Consider the following 20,277-nt stretch of genomic DNA (forward strand, 5'->3'; position numbering starts at 1 on the left):
GCTTACTTACCCGTCTTTCCGACCTTGCGGCGGACCTGCTCGCCTTCGTAACGAATGCCCTTGCCCTTGTAAGGATCGTCCTTACGCAGGCGGCGAATGTTAGCGGCGACCTGTCCGACCTTTTGCTTGTCAATACCAGATACGGAGAGCTTGGTTGCGCCATCCACAGCGAAGGTGATGCCCTCCGGAGCCTTGATGAGGATCGGGTGGGAGTAACCCAGAGAAAACTCGAGGTCGCTACCCTTCTGCTGAACACGGTAGCCGACACCGAAGATTTCCATCTTGATGGTGTAGCCCTCGGTCACGCCAATAACTGCGTTGTTGACGAGAGAGCGAGACAGGCCGTGCAGAGCGCGGTTCTTGCGGTCATCATCTGGACGGGAAACCGTGATTACGGAATCCTCGACTGCGATGGTGATTGGCTCTGGCAGAACGACGGTCTGGGTACCCTTGGAACCCTTAACCTCGACCTCCTGGCCGTTTACCTTGATTTCAACGCCGGATGGTACGGCGATTGGTGCTAGACCGATACGAGACATGTGTCAATCCTCCCTTACCAGACGTAGGCGAGAACTTCTCCGCCTACGCCCTTCTCCTGAGCCTGACGGTCGGTCAGCAGACCCTGAGACGTGGAGATGATAGCCACGCCCAGGCCGCCAAGGACCTTCGGCAGATTGGTGGACTTTGCGTACACACGCAGACCCGGCTTAGACACGCGACGCAGACCAGAGATGGAGCGCTCACGGTTGTTGTACTTGAGGGTGAGCTCGAGCTCGCGGCCCTCAACGGAGTAGTCAGCGATGTAGCCTTCCTGCTTCAAGATGTCGGCGATGTTTGCCTTGATCTTGGAGGTCGGCATCGACACGGTGTCGTGGTGCGCATGGCTTGCGTTGCGCACGCGCGACAGCATGTCGGCGATAGGATCAGTCATGGTCATGTGAGTGACCGTTACCTTTCTCGTTGCGGTTCCCGTACCCACCAAAGCGTTTTCCGTGTGATTTCGGGCTACTCACGCTCCTCACGGTCAATACCGTAAGGCGCTCGCCACCCTTTGATACATACAACGGGCCGCCGAAAACGGCGGGGGGCCTACAACAAAGTTGATGATGTTCAGTTCTTGATTCAGGCTCTACGTTTCTGCAGCTTGTAGGGCTAGATTTCATTTGCCATCTGGTCACACTACAGCCTCGACGTGAGTCTGAACTGCAACACTACCCGCTAACCTGCAGTTTTCCAAATCTTTTTTAGCGTCGAAGCTGCATGTCACCCTCGAGGACTAGAGTGGCCGTCATGACTGCAGAAAATGACCCTATCCACTCCGCCCACCAGTGGTTGGAGGAAGCGGCAGAACTAATCGGCGTCGACAAGCAAGATGCCACTGCCTTGACCCGTGAGCTGCTCGACCTTACCCGCGACGTCGCACACAGCACCTCGCGCCCGGCCGCTCCCCTGACGGCATATTTGGTTGGGTTGGCCTCGCGGGACTCGGACGAGGCGCGCGCGAACATCGCCAAACTGCGGGCGGAGCTGAACTAGTGGCGGGCCGGGCAACAAAGTCCTTTGCCGTGACCAAGGTTCACTTGGATGGCACGGAGGTAACCCAGGTGGATACCCGCGCCGACATCGTCACTGGCGAGGAGCCGCTGGAGATTCGTGTCGGCGGGCAGACCCTGACCACCACCATGCGCACTCCGGGCCATGATATTGAGCTAGCTCATGGCTTTTTGCATTCTGAGGGCCATATCGCCACGCTTGCCGACGTCTCCGAAGCCCGCTACTGCGCTGGTTCCACCGTGGACGGTATGAACACCTATAACCTGCTGGATATCGATCTGGCCCAGAAGAATGTCATTGGGCTAAAAGATCTGCGGCTTACGCTCACCAACTCCGCGTGCGGCGTATGCGGCACCAGCTCCATCGAGGATTTAAACAAGAAATCGCGCTACGCGCTCCCCAACATCCAGATTGACCCAGCCGTGGTTGCGCAGCTGCCCGAAAAGCTGCGCGCCGAGCAAAAGCTCTTCCGCAAGACCGGTGGTATCCACGCCGCCGGCGCATTCACCTTAGACGGCAAGCCCATCGTTGTGCGAGAGGACGTCGGCAGGCACAACGCAGCAGACAAGGTCATCGGGCACCTGCTCCTTGAAGATCGCCTGCCCGCAGACGACCTTATTTTGGTTATGAGCTCCCGCGCCAGCTTCGAGCTTGTACAAAAGGCAGCAATGGCCGGGTTCGGTATGCTCGTTGCTGTTAGCGCGGCATCCTCGCTCGCTGTGGAGACTGCCCGGGAGACTGGCATGGCTTTGGTAGGGTTTGCCCGCGGCGATCGTTTCAACATCTACGCAGGTGAACTCAAGCCAGGAGAACTCAAGCGATGAGCAACCACTCTTCAAAAAAGATCCGCAGTACTGGGGAACTCATCGAGTTCCTTGCTGACGCCAGCATCAGCCCCGAGGTCGCGGCCTTACGTCCCGACTACCGCGCGCTGCTCATCGCCGTCGATGGCATCACGCCTGCGCCTTCCGACGCCCACTCGGAGCAGCTCTTGCGCAACGCCGAAGACGTTGCCCGCGCACGCTTGGGCAAGTGCGCCGTCACGGACTTCCCGCACATCGCAGCATGGCGCAAGGCTTATCAAGGATTCGGCGCGAAGCCATCGCGAACCCGCAACAGCACGGAGGCGCTCATACGCCGCGCGGAAAAGGGGCTGCCTCGCATCAACCGCCTCACGGACATCTATAACTCGCTGTCCGTGACTTACGAGATCCCCTTCGGCGGCGAAGACCTGAACGACTATGTATCCGCTCCACAGCTGGTGCGAGCTACTGGTGCTGAGAACTTCGCCACTATGGACAAAGGCGAGCCTGTAACCGAGCATCCCGAACCGGGCGAGGTGGTCTGGCTCGATGCGAACGGGGTCACATGCCGCCGCTGGAATTGGCGCCAGTGCACCCGCACGGCGCTGCACGACGACACCACTGCGGCGCTGTTCATCCTCGATGCACTGGAACCTGTCGACGACGTCGAGCTGCGCGCTGTGGGTGAAAACCTAATCGACGAGCTCCGGGAGTATTCCTCGGAACTCGTCGTTGCAATGCGCATCCTGCGCGCAGAAGATGATGCTTAGTCGCGGTAAGCCTCAGGGCCCTTGTTGAGCCAGGCGTAAACGCCGCCGATGAGGAAGCCGCCGCCGATGACGTTGCCCACCCAAACCAGCGACCAGTTGGTGAGAACAGCGCCCAGGGTAAAGCCATCCGGCAGTGGGTTAGAGCAGAAGAAGGTCAGCGTCATCAAGCAGAAGTTTGCGATGACGTGCTCGAGGCTAAGGCCCACGAAGCAGGCGATGATCGGCACGATGACGAAGAACTTCGAGACGATGTCCTTGGCAAAGACAGCACCGACGATGGCCATGTTGACCACGAAGTTTGCGAGGATGCCCTCAACCAGCAGGCCGCCTGGGCCCTTTTCTAGTTTGCCCATGGACAGCGTTGCGATGAGGTGCGATGGGTCAATGTGCCCCAGCTTCGCGGAAACACCCATGGCAGCGGCGAAGAGTACGGCACCAACAAAGTTGAAGAATGTGGTGACGATGAGCAGCCAAAAGCCCTTGCCCCAGCCCACCTGTTTATTGATGGCACCGTAGACGACGTACATCATGCTGCCGGTAGCAAGCTCCGCGCCGAGGATGACGATGGCGAAAAGTCCAAGGCCGAAAAGCATGGCGAAGACTGGTGCACCCAGGCCCTTTGCGTGCTTGTCGACGGCCTGACCTACGACGGCCGCGAAACCGGTACCGATGGCGAGATAGACGCCGGCCAAGATCGCACGTACCGCGAAGCGGGCGAAGGACTCGTCGAGCAGAGTCACTTTCTTCTTAATTGCTGCTGCAGCAGATTCGTTGAGAGACACGAAGCTTCCTTTACCTAGAGTTATAACTGCGATAACACTACAGCGAAGTTCCAGGCTGCGCCAACAACTTTATGCCCACCACACGTGGGTATTTTCCGCGGTTATTATTGCTCAACGCCTGCCAAGGATTAAAATTAGTTAGAAAATTCACTTACTTTTAGAACCCACCTCCCTCACCCCTGGAGCCGCCGCCCATGCCCCCGCGTTATCCTCACGATCTGCCAGATCACAGCGCAGATCACACGCGCCCCCGGGCAGCCAGGACCAGCAGCACCAGCGCCAGTACACAGCGCCGCCCCATCAATAGCAGACCCATCGATACCCGCCGCGCCGGCAACGGCAACCCCGACGGCGAGCGCACCTACGTGCGGCGCACTCCCCCAACGCCAACGACGCCGAAGACACCAACATCAACAGCAGCAGCGCCGAATCCACTACCTAACCGCCAAAAGCGCAGCCCCCAACCAAAGTCGCAAAGCACGGGTGGCCGCCACCGCGCGCCAGAAACGAACACGCCGGCGCTCCATACTCGCGCGCTGGAATTGTGGTCCAGCTCGGGCAAGTTCCGTATTACGGTTGGTGTCCTTGCAAGTGCGGTCCTTGCAAGTGTGGCTCTTGCCGCCACGATGCATCACGTGGTCGATCCTCCTGAAGGACTAGAAAGCAACCAAGTCCCTGTGGCAGCTGCTCCAGTCATTGAGCCCTCCGCCGCAGTTGAGATGTTCATCCCTGCAATCGAGGTCCATGCCGAATTTGAAGATGGCTCCTGCCGCGTCAAAGACGGCGCGATTAACCCGGATACGATGACGGAGGCCTGCACTTATACCGCTGCGGACCGTCCGTATTCGCTGCCAGGCACTAATGCGCCAGACATCACCGTCATCGCCGGACACACCGGCGCCGGCGTTCCCGGTGTCTTCAACAACCTCTACGACGGCGGCGCAAACAAGCACAAGGTCGCCCTCGGCGACAAGCTCTACCTGCGCACTGCAAACTCCGGCGACAACTGGCTGGTCTACAGCGCCACCGACATGCACGACCCAGTAAAAGAAGGCCTCGCCGAAGACACCACAATCTGGGGCGAAGGCCCCATGCCAGGCCGCCTTCTCACCATCAGCTGCATTCAGCCGCTCAACCTCCTTGAAGCCTCCGTGCGCAATGCAGTGGTGGGCTGGCAATACGAAGGCGTCACGACCGTTACCCCACCGGCAGAGTAGGCATACAAAACGCCAAACGCCCTCACCAAAAGGTGAGGGCGAAAAGCTTAAGCCGCTTTACTTGAACGGGAAGCCGAGCTCCTTGAGGAGGCGGCGGCCTTCTTCGTCGTTGGTAGCGGTGGTGACAACGGTGATGTCCATACCACGTGGGCGGTCAACCTTGTCGATGTCGATCTCGTAGAACATGGTCTGCTCGGTGAGACCGAAGGTGTAGTTGCCGTGGCCGTCGAACTGCTGATCGGACAGACCGCGGAAGTCGCGAATACGCGGCAGCGCGATGGTCAGCAGGCGGTCCAGGAACTCCCACATGCGGTCGCCACGCAGGGTGACGCGGGCGCCGATTGGCATACCCTCACGCAGCTTGAAGTTCGCGATGGACTTCTTTGCGCGACGCAGCTGCGGCTTCTGGCCGGTGATCGCGGTGAGGTCCTCGAGAGCGCCGTTGATCAGCTTGGAGTCACGTGCAGCGTCGCCAACACCCATGTTGACAACAACCTTGGTGACACCTGGGATCTGCATGACGTTGTCGTAGTTGAACTCGTCGTTCAGGGTCTTCTTGATTTCCTCGCGGTAGCGGGTCTTCAGACGCGGAGTGTAGTTCTCGCTCATGATTAGATGTCCTTCCCGTTGCTACGTGCGATGCGGACCTTCTTGCCGTTTTCATCGAAACGGTAGCCCACGCGGGTCGGATTGCCCTCGGAGTCAACGATTGCAACGTTAGAAACGTGGATCGGAGCTTCCTGGGTAACGATTCCGCCGGACTCGGCGCCACGCTCGGTAGCGGAGTTAGCAACGTGCTTCTTCACGCGGTTGACGCCCTCAACGAGGACCTTGTCGCGCTTCGGGTATGCTTCGATGACCTTGCCCTTCGCGCCCTTGTCAGGACCCGAAATAACAATCACCATATCGCCCTTATGAATCTTCATAAGACTAGATCACCTCCGGTGCGAGAGAAACGATCTTCATGAACTTCTTGTCACGAAGCTCGCGAGCAACTGGGCCGAAGATACGGGTACCACGTGGCTCGTTGTCGCCCTTGAGAATGACTGCAGCATTCTCATCGAAGCGGATGTAAGAACCGTCCGGACGACGGGTCTCCTTCTTTGCACGGACGACGACAGCCTTAACGACGTCGCCTTCCTTAACGTTGCCGCCTGGGACAGCATCCTTGACAGTGGCGACGATTACGTCACCGATGCCAGCGAAGCGTCGAACGGAGCCACCGAGAACGCGGATGCACAGAATCTCACGTGCACCAGAGTTGTCGGCGACGCGCAGACGGGATTCTTGCTGAATCACTATGGGTCTCCTGACCTGGATTGATGTGCGGTAAGATTTCCGTCCTTACCGCACGCGGTCTACAAACTTGCGATGCTCAAGCCTTGACAACGGATTACACCGAAGGGTCTCGGACCGGCGGTTCGGAAACGCACCACTACGGGCCGACCAGCTTTTGCAACCTATACATTCAACCACACGCCAGCACCCTTACCAAAACGCTGCTCGACGGCTGTCGACGCCCCCTACCTCCACATTTATTTTCGCCAGTACACCCGCTTACCCCTTAGCCCATTATTTCGAATGCACCGACACACAAACAGTCTCCAAAACTATCGGCACACTCTGCACATATAAACCTCACCTTAACGTTCCTCAGTGCAAATCGGGTCGCACGACCATTCTAATAATCCAATTTTTTCACAGCTGTGACGTATGAAAATTACAGTTAACTTCTGATTTCCGCGTGACAACTGTGAATTATGTGACTATTGTTGTTTGCGTCGCGAAAGACATTTTTTGCGCTTTCCCATATTTCCCGAAGGAGAAACACATGAAGCGTTTGCCACAGACCCTGACCGCTGCTGTACTGACCGGCGCGCTCGCCTTTGGTGGCGCAGCTGTTGCTCAGGCTCAGGACAACAACGAATCGAATCAGTTCACTGAGCACGGTGATGGATCTACTCTCACAACTCGTACTGATAACTATGTACCAGGTGCTGAGAACTACAATCCGTCCAATGAAGAGGGCGAGGAAAGCACTGAAGAGCCGAACACCAACGAAGAAAGCGCCGGTGAAGTCGAACGCCACGACGTCGCTGCTGATCCCATCGAGGTAGATGGCGTCAAGTACTACAAGCAGGAGGACGGTAGCTGGCTGTCCAAGCCAGTTGCAGGCAACCCAGTACGCCTGACCGCAGAGCAGGCAGAAAAGTACGTGAAGGAGCAGCAGGACACCTCCGCAATTCCTGCTCCTGCCACCAAGGTAGACTCCGAGGGCAACACTTGGTACCAGAGCATGAAGGATCCGACTGTCTACGTCAACGATCCAGCCCTGGTCAACGTGGAAGTTACCGCCGAGATGCGTGACGCTTACGCAAAGGCATTCCCTTCTGAAGCTGCGAAGCCTGAATTCGACAAGAAGAAGCTCGCATGGTTGGCTCTTCCGGCAGCCCTGGTGATTGGTGGTATCACCTGGTACCTGTCCCAGGACGGCAAGACCTACGTCAAGGACGAGGCACGCAAGAACCAGGAACCGACCGCCGAGGAAAAGGCTGCTTCCGAGCAGATGCTGAACGCTAACAAGGATGCGGTTATCGCCCAGGGCGGTCAGCTCGCTGAGGGCAACGCTGCCCCGGCAGCCGCACGTGGTATGTCCGCTGAGACCGGCTCCAACTCCGTTGCACAGGCTTTGGCTGCTCTGGCCGTAGCTGCAATGGTTGCCGCTGGCGCTTTCGCTGCACGCCGCAAGTTCTTCGCTTAAGCAAGAGCCTTCCTACCAAGTAGGAAACTGAATTGAGACTGGCTGCGCCGGTCGGGCTTCGGTCCGGCCGGCGCAGCTTTTTGCTATAGGCACCCTGGTGCGTCACAGTTTGCTTGGGCTCAAGATGAGCTTTCGCCCCAGAGAGCGCCGCTATTGCTAAACCGTTAAAGGCCGAACTGGGAAGGAGTTCTCCTCAGTTCGGCCTTTGTTCTTTCAAGCTAACGGGTTGTGCCTGCAGGCTCGTCAGTGGATGCAGGTGTAGCTGCATGTCCAGTGGCTGGAGCGAATGCTGGATCGGGCTTGGGATCCACAGTAAAGATATCGGTGCCGAAGCCAATGAGTTCGCCGGGGCGGAAAGCCGCGGTAGGAAGAACAGGGCCAGTCTTCTTCGAATTCGAGACGACCACCGGGGTAGTTACGGGAAGGCCGGCGGCCTTGATGGCGTCGATATCAAATTCGGCGAGGACATCGCCTCGCCTGACCTCATCGCCCTTGGTGACGTGGGAGGTGAAGTGCTTGCCTTTAAGGTTTACCGTATCGAAGCCAATATGCATGAGGATATCGATATTGCCCACCACTGGGCCCTTGGTGCGAATGGCGTAGGCATGGTGGGAAGGGAAGGTAACGGTGATTTTGCCGTCGGCAGGCGCAACCAGTTTGCCCACGGTCGGCTCGATTGCCACGCCCTGGCCTAGCTTGCCGCCGGCAAACATAGGATCGCTGACCTGAGACAGTGGCACGGCGGTGCCCTCCAATGGGGAGAAGATGGTGCAGGCATCCTCGGCTGCTACCGCAGCTGGGGTGGCAGCGGCGGCTTGAGCCTCGGCTGCCGGAGGATTCACCTCATCCGGATCAATGGAGCCGTTCTTCCGGGCTAGGTAGCGGCCATAAAGGTAGGCGCCGATGAAGGAGCCTGCGAGTGCGATTGCAGCACAGATAAAGAACTGACTGTAATCCTCCGGGCGCATCGAAACGAAACCGATGATGCCGGCCGCGCCGAGTGCCGTTGCCTTCACGTCGAAGATGGCAATGAGAGTCGAGGCCACTGCAGAGGCAGCCATGCCGATGTAGAAAGGCCAGCGCAAGCGCAGATTCACACCGAAGATGGCAGGCTCAGTGATACCGAATAGTGCCGAGGTACCGGAAGCACCAGCCAAGCCCTTGAGCTTTTCGCTACGCGCCAGGAAGTAGACCGCGAGGGCTGCGCCACCTTGGGCAATATTCGCCATCGCTGCCGTGGCGAAGATGAAAGATCCGCCTTGATCCCACAGCATGTATTCGATTGGTGGGAAGGATTGGTGCAGGCCGGTGATGACGATTGGCGAGTAAACCAAGCCAAAAAGGAAGCCGCCGACAGGGCCTGCAAAGTCATACAAATTGGCCAAGCCAACGCCCAACCACTCACCGGCAGTGCGCAGGAACGGGCCAATGGCAGCGAAAGTGATAAAGCCGGTGACCAGCAGGGTAATCAACGGCGTGAGCATGAAGTCCACCGTGCCCTTTAGGTGGCGGTGGAGGAACTTCTCAATCGTGGCCAGGATCCACGCAATAACCAGAATCGGCAGGATGGAACCCTGGTAGCCGGCCTGTGCGACATCGAGGCCAAAGATGTTCCAATACTCCATGTCGCCGGCCTCGATGGTCTCAGCCACGTTGTAGCCGTTGACTAGGTCCGGCATAACCATTGCCATGGCCATACCCGCGCCCAAAAACTCATTGCCGCCAAAGCGCTTAGTGGCAGTAAAGCCCACCAAAATGGGCAGGAAAGCAAAGGGAGCAGAAGCCAGCAGGTTGATAAGGCCAGCAACATCTTTGAGTGCCGGCACCATTTCAATGGCCGCTTTCTCACCAAACAACCCTTCAGCCGACAAGACGTTGTTCAGTGCCATGAGCAAACCGCCGCCGACCAGAATCGGGATGAGCGGCACGAAGATATCCGCGAGCACCTTGACGGCGCGGGAGAACCAGTTGCCGGAATTAGCGGCAATGTCTTTGAGCTCTTCGGTGGAAACGGCAACGTCCTTGTGGATCATGCCGTTCAATTCCCTATAAACAACGTTGACGTCACCTGGACCAACGATGACCTGGAACATTCCACCGGCTTCAAAGATTCCCTTGAGGTCAGGGTCAGCCTCTAAGGCCTTGGTATCGACCTTCTTCGTATCCTTCAGCACCATGCGCAGGCGCGTTGCGCAGTGCGCCAAGCCGATGATGTTTTCTTCGCCGCCAAGTGCACGCAGGGTCCGTGCGGCAACTTCCTTATGGTCCATAGGCAAAGCTCCCTTTCTTTTTCACGAGCTAATCAACCTAGAACCATTAGATACAGCTTTCAGACAAAAAGCCAAGAGATCGGACATATTTGAGGGAAAATTCACCAAGTTTTGCCGTTTGAACGGTCACCTAGTTCTTAATCCAGCCGCTCCATCGCGCTCCGCCTTCGCCAAATACGCTTGCCGACGCCGCAATTCGTCCACCGCCAGCGAAAATTTCCACGGCGCAGCCATCGGCAATGGCCATGACCTCGCCCTCTGGGCAAGCAATCACGCGCTCGTCATCGCCCACACTCACGCGCAGCAGTCCTTCGCCTGCGGTAAAGCGCAGGTGTTCCCTACCTTCATCATCCACGAGGCTATAGCTGCCGCCACGCGAAGAGTTCAGGCTCACCGTGCTGCCGAAGCCCTCCCTACCAGCAACATCGGGAATCGTCTCCCACACCGGCCATTGATAAAGCACGCCGTCTTCCAGCCATACCCGGCGCGGCAAGGTCAGGGTGTGCACCCAGCCCTCCTCCACAGTGGGCTTGTCATCTTGAGCAGGAAGGCCCATCCAGCCGAGCAGCAGCGCCTGGCCATCGCTCATGCCAACCAGCTGCGGGGCGTAAAACTCGTGTCCATAGTCCAGCTCGCTGAAACCACGCTCGACGTGGAAGGTGTTGCCGTCCAGCTTGCCCACCAGGTAGCCGCACTGGTCGGAAGAAGCGTAGTGCGTTTGCCCATCTACCTTGATGGGTTCAAGCCCCTGCGGGCAAAAGACCAGGACGTCCTTAGACTCACCGGTCGCCTTATCAGTCAAGGTCACAAGGTTTGGGCACTCCCACATATATCCGCCCGGTAGGAGATCGGGGCTAAGCCCCAGCGCGGCGTCGTCAAGCGCGAATTTCAGTGCTCCCTCAAAGTCCCAGTTCTTAAGGTCCTGCGAGCGGTAGAGCACCACCGCAGCGTTCTCATCCTCACGTTGCGCGCCAATGACCATGCGCCAGCCTTGCTCATCCCGGGAAATCTGCGGATCACGGAAGTGCCCGGTAAAGCCTTCCTCGCTATCGGGAATCAGCGGGTTCGCGGCATCGCGATAATAAATGCCGCCCTCAGGGCCGGAAGGGTCGAGAACGCGCACGCGGTTCTGGGAAGGAATGCGCTTGCCATCCACCTTGAGGTTGCCCGTATAAAACAGCCACACGTCGGTGCCATCGACCACGGCACCGCCGGAGTAACAGCCGTCCTTGTCATAGGGCAGGTCAGGCGAAAGCACGTCCGGATGATGCCGCCAGGGGCCTGCCACTGAGTACTTCGCCGAGGCATGCGCCCACCCCGTTCGCTTCGGCGCGTGCGGGAAGCAAGGGTCATGTTGGTAATAGACGTGCATGGTGTCGCCATCTAGAAAGACACCATTTGGATCGTTGAGACGGCCATACGGGGGCGCGATGTGGAAGTTCGGACGGTAGTTCATATCACCGATACTATGGAATCCATGAGAATCCATGTGTGTGGCGAAGGACTCGTCGATCTCGTCCCCGTCAGCCCAGGTAGCTTGCAAGACCTCACGCCGGCTTTGGGCGGCGGGCCTTTCAATGTGGCCATCGCGGCGGCGCGTCTGGGCGGCGAGGTCAGCTTCCAGTCGCGCCTTTCCACCGACGGTTTCGGTAACGCGCTGGTGGAAAGGCTGGAACAAGAAGGCGTGGACACGTCTATGGTCCAGCGCGGTCCAGAGCCCACCACTTTGGCCGTGACCAGCATCGGTGATGATGGTTCGGCGTCCTATACCTTCTACACGGAGGGCACGGCAGATAGGTTGGTTGAGCCCACGCTTTCCGACGCCGAGATTGCCTGCTTCGGCACTGTTTCCCTCGCGTTGGAGCCAGGTGCTTCGCGCTATGGCGAACTGCTCAAGCAATTCGCAGCTAAGGGCAGCATCGTGGCGCTCGATCCGAATATCCGCCCGTTCTATACCAACGATGAGCACAAGGCCTTCCTCAACGAGCTACTTGCCCACGTCACCGTGCTGAAGCTTTCTGAGGAAGAAGTGGAATTCCTGGGCAAGCAGGCCCTCAAGCAGGTTCCCGTCGTGGTGGTTACCCGCAGCAGCGAGGGCCTCACGTTGCGCGCTGGCACGACCCGGTTCGATGTGCCTTCCGCCAAGGTCGACGTCGCCGACACCATCGGCGCGGGCGATACCATCATGGGCGCGCTGCTCACAGAGATCGCCCGCCGCAACCTCACGGCCGAAGAGCTCACTCACTTGAGCGAATACGACTGGAAAAAGATTTTGGAATTCGCCGCGGCAGCCGCTGCGATTACCGTCTCTCGCAAGGGCGCACAGCCACCGCACCGCGCAGAAGTGCTTGCCATGCAAGCAGATGTTCAGAAGAAAGAGGCCTAAATGTTTTCTTCCTACCAGGGCCGTAGCGCCATACTTCACACCGTGGCGTTCATCTTCGTGGCGCTGTCTTTCATCTTCCCGGTAGTCCTGGGCACTTCTGCCCTGCTGCCCACGTGGCTATCCGGCATCGTGAGTATCCTCGTTGCGCTCGCCATTCTTGTCGACGCCGCGCACAAAGCCTTCGCCCCACCTGAACGCCCCGCACGTGGCCTGCGCGCACTTTCCGCCCTCGCTGCGTTGACCGCGCTCATCGGCTGGATCTGCTGGCTTATCATCTTCAACAACTTCGACGCCGCCGGCACCACCATGTACAAGGTAGGTACCTTCACCCTGGGCACCAGCGCCGTGCTCAACATCTTCTGCGCCGCCATGGCCTTCCTGGATTGGCGGGCTGGCCGCGTTACTCCGGTCAAGCATTAATCGGCAAAACTGCCTTTGGCTCCCCGAAAGACATCAAGAACTCCTTGTAGTAGCTCTGCGCAGCCACAAGGAGTTCTTGTTATTCAGCAGCTTCGATTTCAAAGCCGGTGCCCAGACGAAGCGGGCCGTTCGGCAAAGAGGCATCATTTTGCCAACCAACTTTGTCAGCAGCGATCGACACTGTCACATGCTTGCCCACCCACGGCTCTGCCTTTTCGCGGCTTTACTCGTGCGTGCTGTAGTGCGATGCAAGCAAGCCGCTATCGATCCAACGGGTTTCCTTGTAATTTGCCCTGTTCCCGGTGACCTCCCCCGGAGCGTCAAATTCGAGGATCCAATAGTCGCCGTTGAGCTCGCTTTCAGGGAATCCGGATTCAGACTGCGAACCTAGGGTCTCACGCCCCTTCTTCTTTACAACCTTGCCCGTCATCTTCAAGATGCCGTCTTCAACGACCACCGCTGGTTTCTTCGATTCTTCTGACGCCTTGGATTCTTGGGAATCCGCCTCTGCTGAACTTTGTGGCGCCATCGTATTGAACATCTTCTCTGTTTCTTTAGCGGAGTCGTTTTTTCCGGAATTACTGCAGCCAGAAAGCGCTAGGGCTGCAACACAGAGTAAGGAAACATAGCGGCGCATGATTGGACCTCAAAACACATAAGGAAATAGGAGACAGCGTTTTAGCTTAACGCCCTGGGGCGGTGAGGATTGTGGAAATCGGCGAATCTGCCGCGGCGGTCTCCCACACCGTCTACGAAGCGGCGAAGGTCTCCGGTGCCAAGGGGCACCAGACCTTCTTCCGGATCACGCTGCCTTTGCTTACACCGGGTATCGCAGCAGGCTGGATTCTGGCTTTCTTCGCAGGATTCCGTGAACTCGTGATTCTTCGCTGGTGCGCCGGAACAACATCAACCTGCTCGCGTCCTGGATCATGAACCAATTCGATCAAGGCCACCGCGCCGAGGCCATGGCAATGACCCTTATGGGGGTTGGAACTTCAATTATCGTCCTCGTACTCGTCACTTCCTGGCAACAAAAGGAACGCGCATGATCACCATGACTATAAATGGCCCGAAGGAATCATCGCGCACGGGACCGAACCGCACTTCTTCGAAATCGACGGTGTGCAGGCGTGGACCTGCGGCGTGGCCACCGACCCTGACCCACGAGAGATCGAAATCCCCAGCTTCAATGGCCTGGGACTGCTTCACACCTCTGTGCACGGTGAATTCAGCCGTAAGCCTTGCCTGCCGTGCAAGCTAGAGGATCTGCAAGAAAGCGGTGCGACGTGTGTGCTTGGGCACGTGCACAAGCCCATCACGCTAAGCGCAGAACCGTTCATTGGTTGGACGGGAATGCGTGCCGGCGTGCACTACGACCCGACGACTTCCGCGGTGAGCAGGTTTTCTTAAAGACTATTTCAAAGGTTGTCTTTGCGAGCAGAGACCGCTCGGGGGTCGTTAACTCGGATGCGGCGCGAGAGTTGCTGGGATGGTCTGAATTAAAAGCTCTTTGAGGCCGGCGTTCTTTGGAAAATCCCTGCGCTCGGACCAACCTGCGATGCATTCGATGAAGATGCCGATCAGACTGCGGGCACGGGTGCGGTCGATAATGCTGGTGCCCGTCTCAGCTAGGACGCAGTCCACCCACTGGTCCGAGTGCTGCCAGATATGGCCCAGCAACGAAGGATTTTCACGCAACAGAAGGACTCGATCTGCGAGCTGTCCTCCCCACGCATCGGCATCGCTGAAGAGTTCGCGGAGCGCTGCCTCCAAGTTCTTATAATCAGTCATCTGCGCGATGTCCACCAGAACCTTTGTTGCTTCGGGGCTGATGATGACACTGGTGATAACGGCTTCTTTCGTGCCAAAGTGGCGGTAGAAGGTCATCGCTGAGACATCAGCGGCTTCGGTAATTTCAGCCACGGTGACGTCGTCATATCCACGCTCTGCAAAAAGCTCGAGCGCCGCACTTCGGATCGCGCGCCGCGTCATAAGTTTCTTTCGGTCGCGACGATTAAGCCCAAGATTGTCCGAAGACGAAGATTCTAAAGGACGTGACACCATGCCTTAACTCTATAATTTCTGCTGCCTCGTGTGCATGAATAACAACGCAAATCCCGTTAAAACACAAGCAGCGCTACACAGGACAAAGACGCTATCCATCGCATGGATATAGGAGGCGTCGCTAGCCGGCTCGCCTGCCAAGTTAATTACGAGTGAGGCGATGAAAGCAACGCCTAGGAGCGAGCCAAGCTGCCGAATTGTATTAACCAACGAGGCACCACTTCCCCGGCGCTCCGGGTGAACCTGCGCCATCGCCTCCTGCAAAGCCAAGGATTGACCCGCCCCCACACCAAAGCCGGCAAGGCTTAACCCCGCGGCCAAATATCCATATCCGCTGGATGGACTCGTCAACGCACCAACCAGCAGCCCCCCGGCGACGAGGAAAATCGAGCTAGGCAGAAGCCACCGCCCAATCTTGCTTCGCCGCACCAACAGCCCGGCTGCCAAGGCGCCAACGATGGCAGTGCCGGCCAAAGGCATAAGCATCAAGCCACCCCGGGCAGGCGAGTTGCCCAAGATATTCTGCAGGTAGTGCGGAGTGACATAAAGCAGCCCGAAAAGCACCAAGTTGATAAAGAACAGGGTCACAGTATTCACGAGGAAGCGCGGATTGTTCAAAAGCCCCAAGTCCACGAGCGCTTGATCGCTCCTTCCGCCGAAGACCAGGGCCAGTGCCAAAGCAGCCAACCCAATCAGAATTGGTAACCAAACCGCACTAAATGAGACCTTGCCGCCAACGTTAATCATGCCAACCGTGAGAACAAGGAAACCAAAGGCAGAGAGCAAGATCTGTACCCAAGGCAGCACCGGATGGGAAGGAACAGCTCTTGCCTTCGGCAGTCGGCTACAGCCGAAAAAGACAAGGGCGATGACAACGACGTCAAGCCAGAAGATGCCACGCCAGCCTAAAGCATGAATAATCCAGCCACCCAGGAGCGGACCTAAAGGAGCGCCAACACCACCGGCGGCGGTCCACAAACTATTGGCCAGTGCCATGTCGGAAGGCTCTATCACCGTGGGCAAAAGGGCCAGCGACATCGGCGTAAACACCGAGGCCGCAAGTCCCATGCCCGCACGTCCGACAATGAGCCAGATGGCCGACGGAGCAAGCGCGCACACGAGCGCTGATACAAGAAAGACCATGCTTCCTAAGAGGAGTAGACGTTTATGTCCGAGCCTGTCGCCGAAGAGCCCGCACGGCAGCAATACCGCAAGGAAGGCGACATTGTATGCGGAGACAACCCATGCGGCTTCCGCGGGGCTCGCACCTAGTGAGTTCGTCAATGCTGGCAGGGCAACCGCAACCATGGTCGTATTCATATACAACGCCATAATTCCGGCACACAGTGTTAATAGATGCGACCAATGCGTTTTAGCGATAGTCTCTACCATGCGTTACAAACTACCACTTTTAAAGAGATTGGAGACTACGCTAATGGGCCACTACAAACCAGGACAGATTCCCGTCGGCGAAGCAAAAGAACTCTTCGAACTTCTAACTCGTTGCGACAAGGACTTCACTCCCCCGCTCTCGCAGCGCGCGGCCGTTGGACAGACCGACTGGGACAGCCAGGGAGCGAATACGGGAATCAAAGACTATTACGAGTCGTTGATCGAAAAGGCCACCATCATCACGGTCACCCGCAACAACAAGTTGGCAGGGTTCTGCGCTTATTACTATCCCTATCAATGGCAGGGCCAAAGCTACCTATACGTGAGCACCGCGGTCACCGCGCCCGAATGGCGCAAGCACGGACTCACTAACGCGTATGTGCGCCATATCTGCACCGCCGCAATGCGGTTGAAATGCCCCATCCTGGCCAAGACTTGGTCTACCAACAAGCAGAGTATGACGGCACTATCCCGCTATGCCGATAGAGCAGACACGCTTTGCGACGACCGCGGTGTCGGCATCGACACTGTCTACTGGGAGACCACGCTAGATACGTTGCTATACCGGGCAGCGCGACGAACGCTTAAAAAATACGCGCATATGAAAAGCCGGCCGAGCCTTCTTCCTAAAGGAGGAAAAGCTCGGCCGGCTTAAGTGTTGAAAAGCTAGGTTTTACTTAGCCTTCTCAACGACCTCGACGAGACGGAAGTGCTTGTCCTTAGACAGCGGGCGGGTCTCGGCGATCAGAACGCGGTCGCCGACGCCGGCGGTCTCGTTCTCGTCATGTGCCTTAACCTTCTTGTTAGAGCGCATGATCTTGCCGTAAAGCGCGTGCTGCTTGCGATCCTCGAGCTCGACGACGATGGTCTTATCCATCTTGTCGGAAACTACGATACCGATGCGGGTCTTGCGCGCACCGCGCTCCTTCTTTACTTCGTTCACGTTTGCCTCACTCATGATTAAGCCTCAGCTCCCGGAACTACGGACAGGCCCAGCTCGCGCTCGCGAAGAACGGTGTAGATGCGGGCAATGTCGCGCTTAACCGTGCCGATGCGGCGGTTGTTGGTCAGCTGGCCGGTAGCCTTCTGGAAACGAAGGTTGAACAGCTCTTCCTTCGCATCCTGCAGACGCTTTTCCAGCTCAGCGTTGTCGAGCTCACGGAACTCGTGGGCGGGGGTACCGGTTGCCATTAGAACTGGTCCTCCTTCTTGATGATGCGGACCTTGCAAGGAAGCTTCTGGCCTGCGCGGCGCAGTGCCTCAATTGCGGTGGCCTCGTTCGGGTAGGACATCTCGAAGAGGACGCGGCCCGGCTTAACGTTGGCGACCCACTTCTCAACCGGGCCCTTACCGGAACCCATACGAACGCCGAGCGGCTTCTGGGTCAACGGACGGTCCGGGAAGATGTTGATCCACACCTTGCCACCACGCTTGACGTGGCGGTTGATGGCAATACGTGCGGCCTCAATCTGACGGTTGGTGATGTAAGCCGGCTCGAGAGCCTGGATTGCGTAATCACCAAAGTTGATGCGGTTACCGCCCTTGGAAACACCGGTACGGGTAGGACGGTGCTGGCGGCGGTACTTAACGCGCTTAGGAATCAGCATGGATTAGCCCTCCTGCTTCTGCTGTGCGCGCTGACGACGCTGGCCACCACGGCGCGGACGACCGTTACGGTCACCGCGGCCACGGCCCTGCGCCGGAGCGTTCAGTTCGGATTCGCGTACGCCACCGACGACGTCACCCTTGTAGATCCACACCTTGATGCCAATGCGGCCGAAGGTGGTGTGAGCCTCTGCGGTGCCGTAGTCGATCTCGGCGCGAAGAGTGTGCAGCGGAACGCGACCCTCGTGGTAGCGCTCGGTACGGGACATCTCGGCGCCGCCCAGACGACCGTTCAAGAGGATCTTAATACCCTTGACCTGCGGCTGGCGCATAGCGGACTGGATAGCCTTGCGCATTGCACGACGGAATGCAACACGGTTAACCAGCTGCTCGGCGACGGACTGAGCAACGAGGGTTGCGTTTGCGTCGACCTGCTTGACCTCGAGAATGTTGAGGGCGACCATCTTGCCGGTGAGCTTCTCGAGCTCGCGGCGGATGCGGTCTGCCTCAGCACCGCGGCGGCCGATCACGATGCCTGGGCGGGCGGTGTGAATGTCGACGCGTACGCGGTCACGGGTGCGCTCGATAACGACGTCGGCAATGCCGGCGCGGTCGAGGCCCTTCTCGAGGTACTGACGGATCTTGATGTCTTCGGCTACGTAGTTCGCGTAGTCCTTATCGGCGAACCAGTGGGTCTTCCAGTCGGAAGTGATGCCCAAACGTAGGCCGTGAGGATGGATTTTCTGGCCCATTACTTGGCCCCTTCCTTCTGGCTCTCGACCACCACGGTGATGTGGCTGGTGCGCTTACGAATCATGAATGCACGGCCCTGTGCGCGTGGCTGGAAACGACGCATGGTCGGGCCCTCGTTGGCGTATGCCTCGGAGACGACCAGGGTGCGTGGGTCCAGACCGAAGTTGTTCTCAGCGTTAGCAGCTGCAGAAGCAACAACCTTAGCGACTGGCTTAGCAGCGCCCTGCGGAGCGTACTTCAGGATTGCAAGTGCCTCGGCTACGGACTTGCCGCGAACCAGATCGATGACACGGCGTGCCTTCATCGGAGTAACGCGGACGTAGCGGGCCGTTGCGGATGCGGAGGTGATGGTTTCACTCATCGCTTATCGACGTCCCTTCTTATCGTCCTTGATGTGACCCTTGAAAGTCTTGGTTGGTGCGAACTCACCGAGCTTGTGGCCGACCATGGAGTCCTCTACGAACACCGGCACGTGCTTACGTCCGTCATGGACGGCGAAGGTGTGACCGATGAAGTCAGGCAGAATGGTCGAGCGGCGAGACCAGGTCTTGATGACCTGCTTGGTGCCAGCCTCGTTCTGAGCATCCACCTTGTTGAGGAGGTGCTCATCGACGAACGGGCCTTTCTTAAGGCTGCGTGGCATTGTTTACCTCCTCTTAGCGCTTCTTGTTCGGGCGACGACGGCGCACGATCATGTTGTTCGAGTAACGGTTCGGGTTGCGGGTGCGACCCTCCTTCTTGCCCCATGGGGACACAGGGTGACGACCACCGGAGGTCTTACCCTCACCACCACCGTGTGGGTGGTCAACCGGGTTCATGACGACACCACGGACGGTCGGGCGAACGCCCTTCCAGCGCATACGGCCGGCCTTACCCCAACGGATGTTCATCTGGTCAGCGTTACCGACCTCACCCACGGTTGCGCGGCAACGGATGTCGACGCGGCGGATCTCGGAGGACGGCATACGCAGGATTGCGTACTTGCCTTCCTTACCCAGCAGCTGGATGGAAGCACCAGCGGAGCGAGCAAGCTTAGCGCCTGCGCCCGGCTTGAGCTCCACAGCGTGGATGGTGGTACCGGTTGGGATGTTGCGCAGCGGCAGGTTGTTACCAACCTTGATGTCGGCGTTAGCGCCGGCCTCAACGATGGTGCCCTGCTTCAGGCCCTTAGGGGCGATGATGTAGCGCTTCTCGCCATCTGCGTAGTGCAGAAGAGCGATGTTTGCGGTGCGGTTCGGGTCGTACTCGATGTGAGCAACCTTTGCCGGGATACCGTCCTTGTCCGTACGACGGAAGTCGATCAGACGGTAACGACGTTTGTGGCCACCGCCGATGTGGCGGGTGGTGATGCGGCCGTAGTTGTTACGACCACCAGTCTTGGTCAGCGGGCGCAGCAGGGACTTCTCCGGAGTGGAACGAGTGATCTCCTCGAACTCGGACACGGAGGATGCGCGGCGACCCGGAGTTGTCGGCTTGTACTTACGAATAGCCATAATTCTT

General features: G+C 58.1%; 28 protein-coding genes. 10 read left to right on the forward strand and 18 right to left on the reverse strand.

From position 1 onward, the window contains the following. Positions 1-2: 2 nt before the first annotated feature. Positions 3-539 carry a 50S ribosomal protein L6 gene (gene rplF / locus WM42_RS04500; protein ID WP_061920547.1) on the reverse strand — a complete coding sequence of 179 codons (537 nt, stop codon included), beginning with the start codon at positions 537-539 and terminating at the stop codon, positions 3-5. A 14-nt stretch (positions 540-553) separates the two neighbouring features. Then, positions 554-937, reverse strand: a complete 384-nt coding sequence (gene rpsH, locus WM42_RS04505) for a 30S ribosomal protein S8 (RefSeq protein WP_061920544.1) — start codon at positions 935-937, stop codon at positions 554-556. 353 nt (positions 938-1,290) lie between these two features. Between rpsH and WM42_RS04510 the strand changes: the two genes are divergently transcribed. The 3 genes from WM42_RS04510 to WM42_RS04520 are packed head-to-tail and all read left to right on the forward strand — an operon-like array spanning position 1,291 to position 3,127. Continuing rightward, positions 1,291-1,536, forward strand: coding sequence for a DUF6457 domain-containing protein (locus WM42_RS04510; protein WP_062035867.1), 246 nt, complete (start codon positions 1,291-1,293; stop codon positions 1,534-1,536). Next, positions 1,536-2,378, forward strand: a complete 843-nt coding sequence (gene fdhD, locus WM42_RS04515) for a formate dehydrogenase accessory sulfurtransferase FdhD (RefSeq protein WP_061920540.1) — start codon at positions 1,536-1,538, stop codon at positions 2,376-2,378. Before WM42_RS04510 ends, fdhD begins: the two co-directional genes overlap by 1 nt. After that, positions 2,375-3,127, forward strand: a complete 753-nt coding sequence (locus tag WM42_RS04520) for a B3/B4 domain-containing protein (RefSeq protein ID WP_062035870.1) — start codon at positions 2,375-2,377, stop codon at positions 3,125-3,127. The genes fdhD and WM42_RS04520 overlap by 4 nt, the downstream gene beginning before the upstream one ends. On the opposite strand, the gene WM42_RS04525 is transcribed toward WM42_RS04520, so the two are convergent. Beyond that, complete coding sequence (locus tag WM42_RS04525) at positions 3,124-3,909, reverse strand: formate/nitrite transporter family protein (RefSeq protein ID WP_062035873.1); 786 nt, start codon at positions 3,907-3,909, stop codon at positions 3,124-3,126. The genes WM42_RS04520 and WM42_RS04525 overlap by 4 nt on opposite strands. Before the next feature lie 194 nt (positions 3,910-4,103). Between WM42_RS04525 and WM42_RS13610 the strand changes: the two genes are divergently transcribed. Then, positions 4,104-5,126: a sortase family protein gene (locus WM42_RS13610; RefSeq protein WP_235591317.1), complete on the forward strand. Its 1,023-nt coding sequence runs from the start codon at positions 4,104-4,106 to the stop codon at positions 5,124-5,126. 57 nt (positions 5,127-5,183) lie between these two features. Here the strand turns inward: WM42_RS13610 and rplE are convergent, their stop codons facing one another. Genes rplE through rplN form a run of 3 tightly spaced genes read right to left on the reverse strand, consistent with a single transcriptional unit; the run spans position 5,184 to position 6,425 of the window. Beyond that, positions 5,184-5,735: a 50S ribosomal protein L5 gene (gene rplE, locus WM42_RS04535; protein ID WP_046646792.1), complete on the reverse strand. Its 552-nt coding sequence runs from the start codon at positions 5,733-5,735 to the stop codon at positions 5,184-5,186. 2 nt (positions 5,736-5,737) lie between these two features. After that, positions 5,738-6,052, reverse strand: a complete 315-nt coding sequence (rplX, locus tag WM42_RS04540; protein ID WP_005527724.1) for a 50S ribosomal protein L24 — start codon at positions 6,050-6,052, stop codon at positions 5,738-5,740. A gap of 4 nt (positions 6,053-6,056) precedes the next feature. Next, a complete protein-coding gene (gene rplN, locus WM42_RS04545) occupies positions 6,057-6,425 on the reverse strand; it encodes a 50S ribosomal protein L14 (protein ID WP_061920530.1) in 369 nt (122 codons plus the stop codon). A gap of 532 nt (positions 6,426-6,957) precedes the next feature. Here rplN and WM42_RS04550 point away from each other — a divergent pair. Then, positions 6,958-7,887 carry a hypothetical protein gene (locus WM42_RS04550; RefSeq protein ID WP_062035875.1) on the forward strand — a complete coding sequence of 310 codons (930 nt, stop codon included), beginning with the start codon at positions 6,958-6,960 and terminating at the stop codon, positions 7,885-7,887. Between the two features lie 218 nt (positions 7,888-8,105). Here the strand turns inward: WM42_RS04550 and WM42_RS04555 are convergent, their stop codons facing one another. Together WM42_RS04555 and WM42_RS04560 are read right to left on the reverse strand one after the other, a co-directional pair. Then, on the reverse strand, positions 8,106-10,157 hold the full coding sequence (locus tag WM42_RS04555) for a sucrose-specific PTS transporter subunit IIBC (RefSeq protein ID WP_062035877.1): 2,052 nt from the start codon (positions 10,155-10,157) through the stop codon (positions 8,106-8,108). A gap of 130 nt (positions 10,158-10,287) precedes the next feature. Further along, positions 10,288-11,613 (reverse strand): glycoside hydrolase family 32 protein, encoded by a 1,326-nt coding sequence (locus WM42_RS04560; protein ID WP_062035879.1) that lies wholly within the window; start codon positions 11,611-11,613, stop codon positions 10,288-10,290. Positions 11,614-11,634: 21 nt separating this feature from the next. Here WM42_RS04560 and WM42_RS04565 point away from each other — a divergent pair, with 21 nt between their 5' ends. After that, complete coding sequence (locus WM42_RS04565) at positions 11,635-12,543, forward strand: carbohydrate kinase family protein (RefSeq protein WP_061920520.1); 909 nt, start codon at positions 11,635-11,637, stop codon at positions 12,541-12,543. Beyond that, positions 12,544-12,963: a hypothetical protein gene (locus WM42_RS04570; RefSeq protein WP_061920519.1), complete on the forward strand. Its 420-nt coding sequence runs from the start codon at positions 12,544-12,546 to the stop codon at positions 12,961-12,963. A gap of 223 nt (positions 12,964-13,186) precedes the next feature. Here the strand turns inward: WM42_RS04570 and WM42_RS04575 are convergent, their stop codons facing one another. Beyond that, a complete protein-coding gene (locus WM42_RS04575; protein ID WP_062035881.1) occupies positions 13,187-13,504 on the reverse strand; it encodes a hypothetical protein in 318 nt (105 codons plus the stop codon). Positions 13,505-13,671: 167 nt separating this feature from the next. Between WM42_RS04575 and WM42_RS13615 the strand changes: the two genes are divergently transcribed. Together WM42_RS13615 and WM42_RS13395 are read left to right on the forward strand one after the other, a co-directional pair. Next, positions 13,672-13,896, forward strand: a complete 225-nt coding sequence (locus WM42_RS13615) for an ABC transporter permease subunit (protein WP_235590997.1) — start codon at positions 13,672-13,674, stop codon at positions 13,894-13,896. A 54-nt stretch (positions 13,897-13,950) separates the two neighbouring features. After that, positions 13,951-14,373, forward strand: a complete 423-nt coding sequence (locus WM42_RS13395) for a hypothetical protein (RefSeq protein ID WP_162492782.1) — start codon at positions 13,951-13,953, stop codon at positions 14,371-14,373. A gap of 48 nt (positions 14,374-14,421) precedes the next feature. On the opposite strand, the gene WM42_RS04590 is transcribed toward WM42_RS13395, so the two are convergent. Then, on the reverse strand, positions 14,422-14,955 hold the full coding sequence (locus tag WM42_RS04590; RefSeq protein ID WP_235591318.1) for a TetR/AcrR family transcriptional regulator: 534 nt from the start codon (positions 14,953-14,955) through the stop codon (positions 14,422-14,424). 81 nt (positions 14,956-15,036) lie between these two features. Beyond that, the gene (locus WM42_RS04595; protein WP_062035890.1) at positions 15,037-16,419 is read right to left on the reverse strand and encodes an MFS transporter; all 1,383 of its coding nucleotides are present in this window, start codon (positions 16,417-16,419) and stop codon (positions 15,037-15,039) included. Between the two features lie 43 nt (positions 16,420-16,462). Here WM42_RS04595 and WM42_RS04600 point away from each other — a divergent pair, with 43 nt between their 5' ends. Then, positions 16,463-17,074 (forward strand): GNAT family N-acetyltransferase, encoded by a 612-nt coding sequence (locus tag WM42_RS04600; protein ID WP_061920509.1) that lies wholly within the window; start codon positions 16,463-16,465, stop codon positions 17,072-17,074. Positions 17,075-17,092: 18 nt separating this feature from the next. Here WM42_RS04600 and rpsQ read toward each other — a convergent pair whose 3' ends face one another. From rpsQ to rplB, 7 genes are read right to left on the reverse strand one after another with little or no spacing between them, the layout of a single operon-like run. Beyond that, positions 17,093-17,377, reverse strand: a complete 285-nt coding sequence (gene rpsQ / locus WM42_RS04605) for a 30S ribosomal protein S17 (protein ID WP_061920507.1) — start codon at positions 17,375-17,377, stop codon at positions 17,093-17,095. A gap of 2 nt (positions 17,378-17,379) precedes the next feature. Then, positions 17,380-17,610, reverse strand: coding sequence for a 50S ribosomal protein L29 (gene rpmC, locus WM42_RS04610; RefSeq protein WP_061920505.1), 231 nt, complete (start codon positions 17,608-17,610; stop codon positions 17,380-17,382). Continuing rightward, a complete protein-coding gene (gene rplP / locus WM42_RS04615; RefSeq protein ID WP_061920502.1) occupies positions 17,610-18,026 on the reverse strand; it encodes a 50S ribosomal protein L16 in 417 nt (138 codons plus the stop codon). The genes rpmC and rplP overlap by 1 nt, the downstream gene beginning before the upstream one ends. Before the next feature lie 3 nt (positions 18,027-18,029). Continuing rightward, a complete protein-coding gene (rpsC, locus tag WM42_RS04620) occupies positions 18,030-18,776 on the reverse strand; it encodes a 30S ribosomal protein S3 (protein WP_061920500.1) in 747 nt (248 codons plus the stop codon). After that, positions 18,776-19,138, reverse strand: a complete 363-nt coding sequence (gene rplV / locus WM42_RS04625) for a 50S ribosomal protein L22 (RefSeq protein ID WP_061920498.1) — start codon at positions 19,136-19,138, stop codon at positions 18,776-18,778. Before rplV ends, rpsC begins: the two co-directional genes overlap by 1 nt. A 3-nt stretch (positions 19,139-19,141) precedes the next feature. Beyond that, entirely contained in the window at positions 19,142-19,420 is a 279-nt protein-coding gene (rpsS, locus tag WM42_RS04630) for a 30S ribosomal protein S19 (RefSeq protein WP_005527741.1), read from the reverse strand. 13 nt (positions 19,421-19,433) lie between these two features. After that, on the reverse strand, positions 19,434-20,270 hold the full coding sequence (gene rplB, locus WM42_RS04635) for a 50S ribosomal protein L2 (RefSeq protein ID WP_061920496.1): 837 nt from the start codon (positions 20,268-20,270) through the stop codon (positions 19,434-19,436). Between the last annotated feature and the right edge of the window lie 7 nt (positions 20,271-20,277).

Source organism: Corynebacterium simulans (assembly GCF_001586215.1).
GTDB classification, from domain to species: Bacteria; Actinomycetota; Actinomycetes; order Mycobacteriales; family Mycobacteriaceae; genus Corynebacterium; species Corynebacterium simulans.

Excerpts from the sequence above, each read along its gene's own strand:
- WM42_RS04570 (WP_061920519.1), top strand. The coding sequence starts at position 12,544 with ATGTTTTCTTCCTACCAGGGCCGTAGCGCCATACTTCACACCGTGGCG.
- WM42_RS04565 (WP_061920520.1), top strand. The coding sequence starts at position 11,635 with ATGAGAATCCATGTGTGTGGCGAAGGACTCGTCGATCTCGTCCCCGTC.
- rplX (WP_005527724.1), bottom strand. The coding sequence starts at position 6,052 with ATGAAGATTCATAAGGGCGATATGGTGATTGTTATTTCGGGTCCTGAC.
- WM42_RS04555 (WP_062035877.1), bottom strand. The coding sequence starts at position 10,157 with ATGGACCATAAGGAAGTTGCCGCACGGACCCTGCGTGCACTTGGCGGC.
- WM42_RS04520 (WP_062035870.1), top strand. The coding sequence starts at position 2,375 with ATGAGCAACCACTCTTCAAAAAAGATCCGCAGTACTGGGGAACTCATC.
- rplB (WP_061920496.1), bottom strand. The coding sequence starts at position 20,270 with ATGGCTATTCGTAAGTACAAGCCGACAACTCCGGGTCGCCGCGCATCC.
- WM42_RS04600 (WP_061920509.1), top strand. The coding sequence starts at position 16,463 with ATGGGCCACTACAAACCAGGACAGATTCCCGTCGGCGAAGCAAAAGAA.
- WM42_RS04590 (WP_235591318.1), bottom strand. The coding sequence starts at position 14,955 with ATGACGCGGCGCGCGATCCGAAGTGCGGCGCTCGAGCTTTTTGCAGAG.
- rplF (WP_061920547.1), bottom strand. The coding sequence starts at position 539 with ATGTCTCGTATCGGTCTAGCACCAATCGCCGTACCATCCGGCGTTGAA.
- rplE (WP_046646792.1), bottom strand. The coding sequence starts at position 5,735 with ATGAGCGAGAACTACACTCCGCGTCTGAAGACCCGCTACCGCGAGGAA.
- rpsQ (WP_061920507.1), bottom strand. The coding sequence starts at position 17,377 with ATGAGTGAGGCAAACGTGAACGAAGTAAAGAAGGAGCGCGGTGCGCGC.
- WM42_RS04575 (WP_062035881.1), bottom strand. The coding sequence starts at position 13,504 with ATGTTCAATACGATGGCGCCACAAAGTTCAGCAGAGGCGGATTCCCAA.
- WM42_RS04595 (WP_062035890.1), bottom strand. The coding sequence starts at position 16,419 with ATGGTAGAGACTATCGCTAAAACGCATTGGTCGCATCTATTAACACTG.
- WM42_RS13610 (WP_235591317.1), top strand. The coding sequence starts at position 4,104 with ATGCCCCCGCGTTATCCTCACGATCTGCCAGATCACAGCGCAGATCAC.
- WM42_RS04550 (WP_062035875.1), top strand. The coding sequence starts at position 6,958 with ATGAAGCGTTTGCCACAGACCCTGACCGCTGCTGTACTGACCGGCGCG.
- rplV (WP_061920498.1), bottom strand. The coding sequence starts at position 19,138 with ATGAGTGAAACCATCACCTCCGCATCCGCAACGGCCCGCTACGTCCGC.
- WM42_RS04510 (WP_062035867.1), top strand. The coding sequence starts at position 1,291 with ATGACTGCAGAAAATGACCCTATCCACTCCGCCCACCAGTGGTTGGAG.
- rpsS (WP_005527741.1), bottom strand. The coding sequence starts at position 19,420 with ATGCCACGCAGCCTTAAGAAAGGCCCGTTCGTCGATGAGCACCTCCTC.
- rpsC (WP_061920500.1), bottom strand. The coding sequence starts at position 18,776 with ATGGGCCAGAAAATCCATCCTCACGGCCTACGTTTGGGCATCACTTCC.
- rpsH (WP_061920544.1), bottom strand. The coding sequence starts at position 937 with ATGACCATGACTGATCCTATCGCCGACATGCTGTCGCGCGTGCGCAAC.
- rplP (WP_061920502.1), bottom strand. The coding sequence starts at position 18,026 with ATGCTGATTCCTAAGCGCGTTAAGTACCGCCGCCAGCACCGTCCTACC.
- WM42_RS04560 (WP_062035879.1), bottom strand. The coding sequence starts at position 11,613 with ATGAACTACCGTCCGAACTTCCACATCGCGCCCCCGTATGGCCGTCTC.
- rpmC (WP_061920505.1), bottom strand. The coding sequence starts at position 17,610 with ATGGCAACCGGTACCCCCGCCCACGAGTTCCGTGAGCTCGACAACGCT.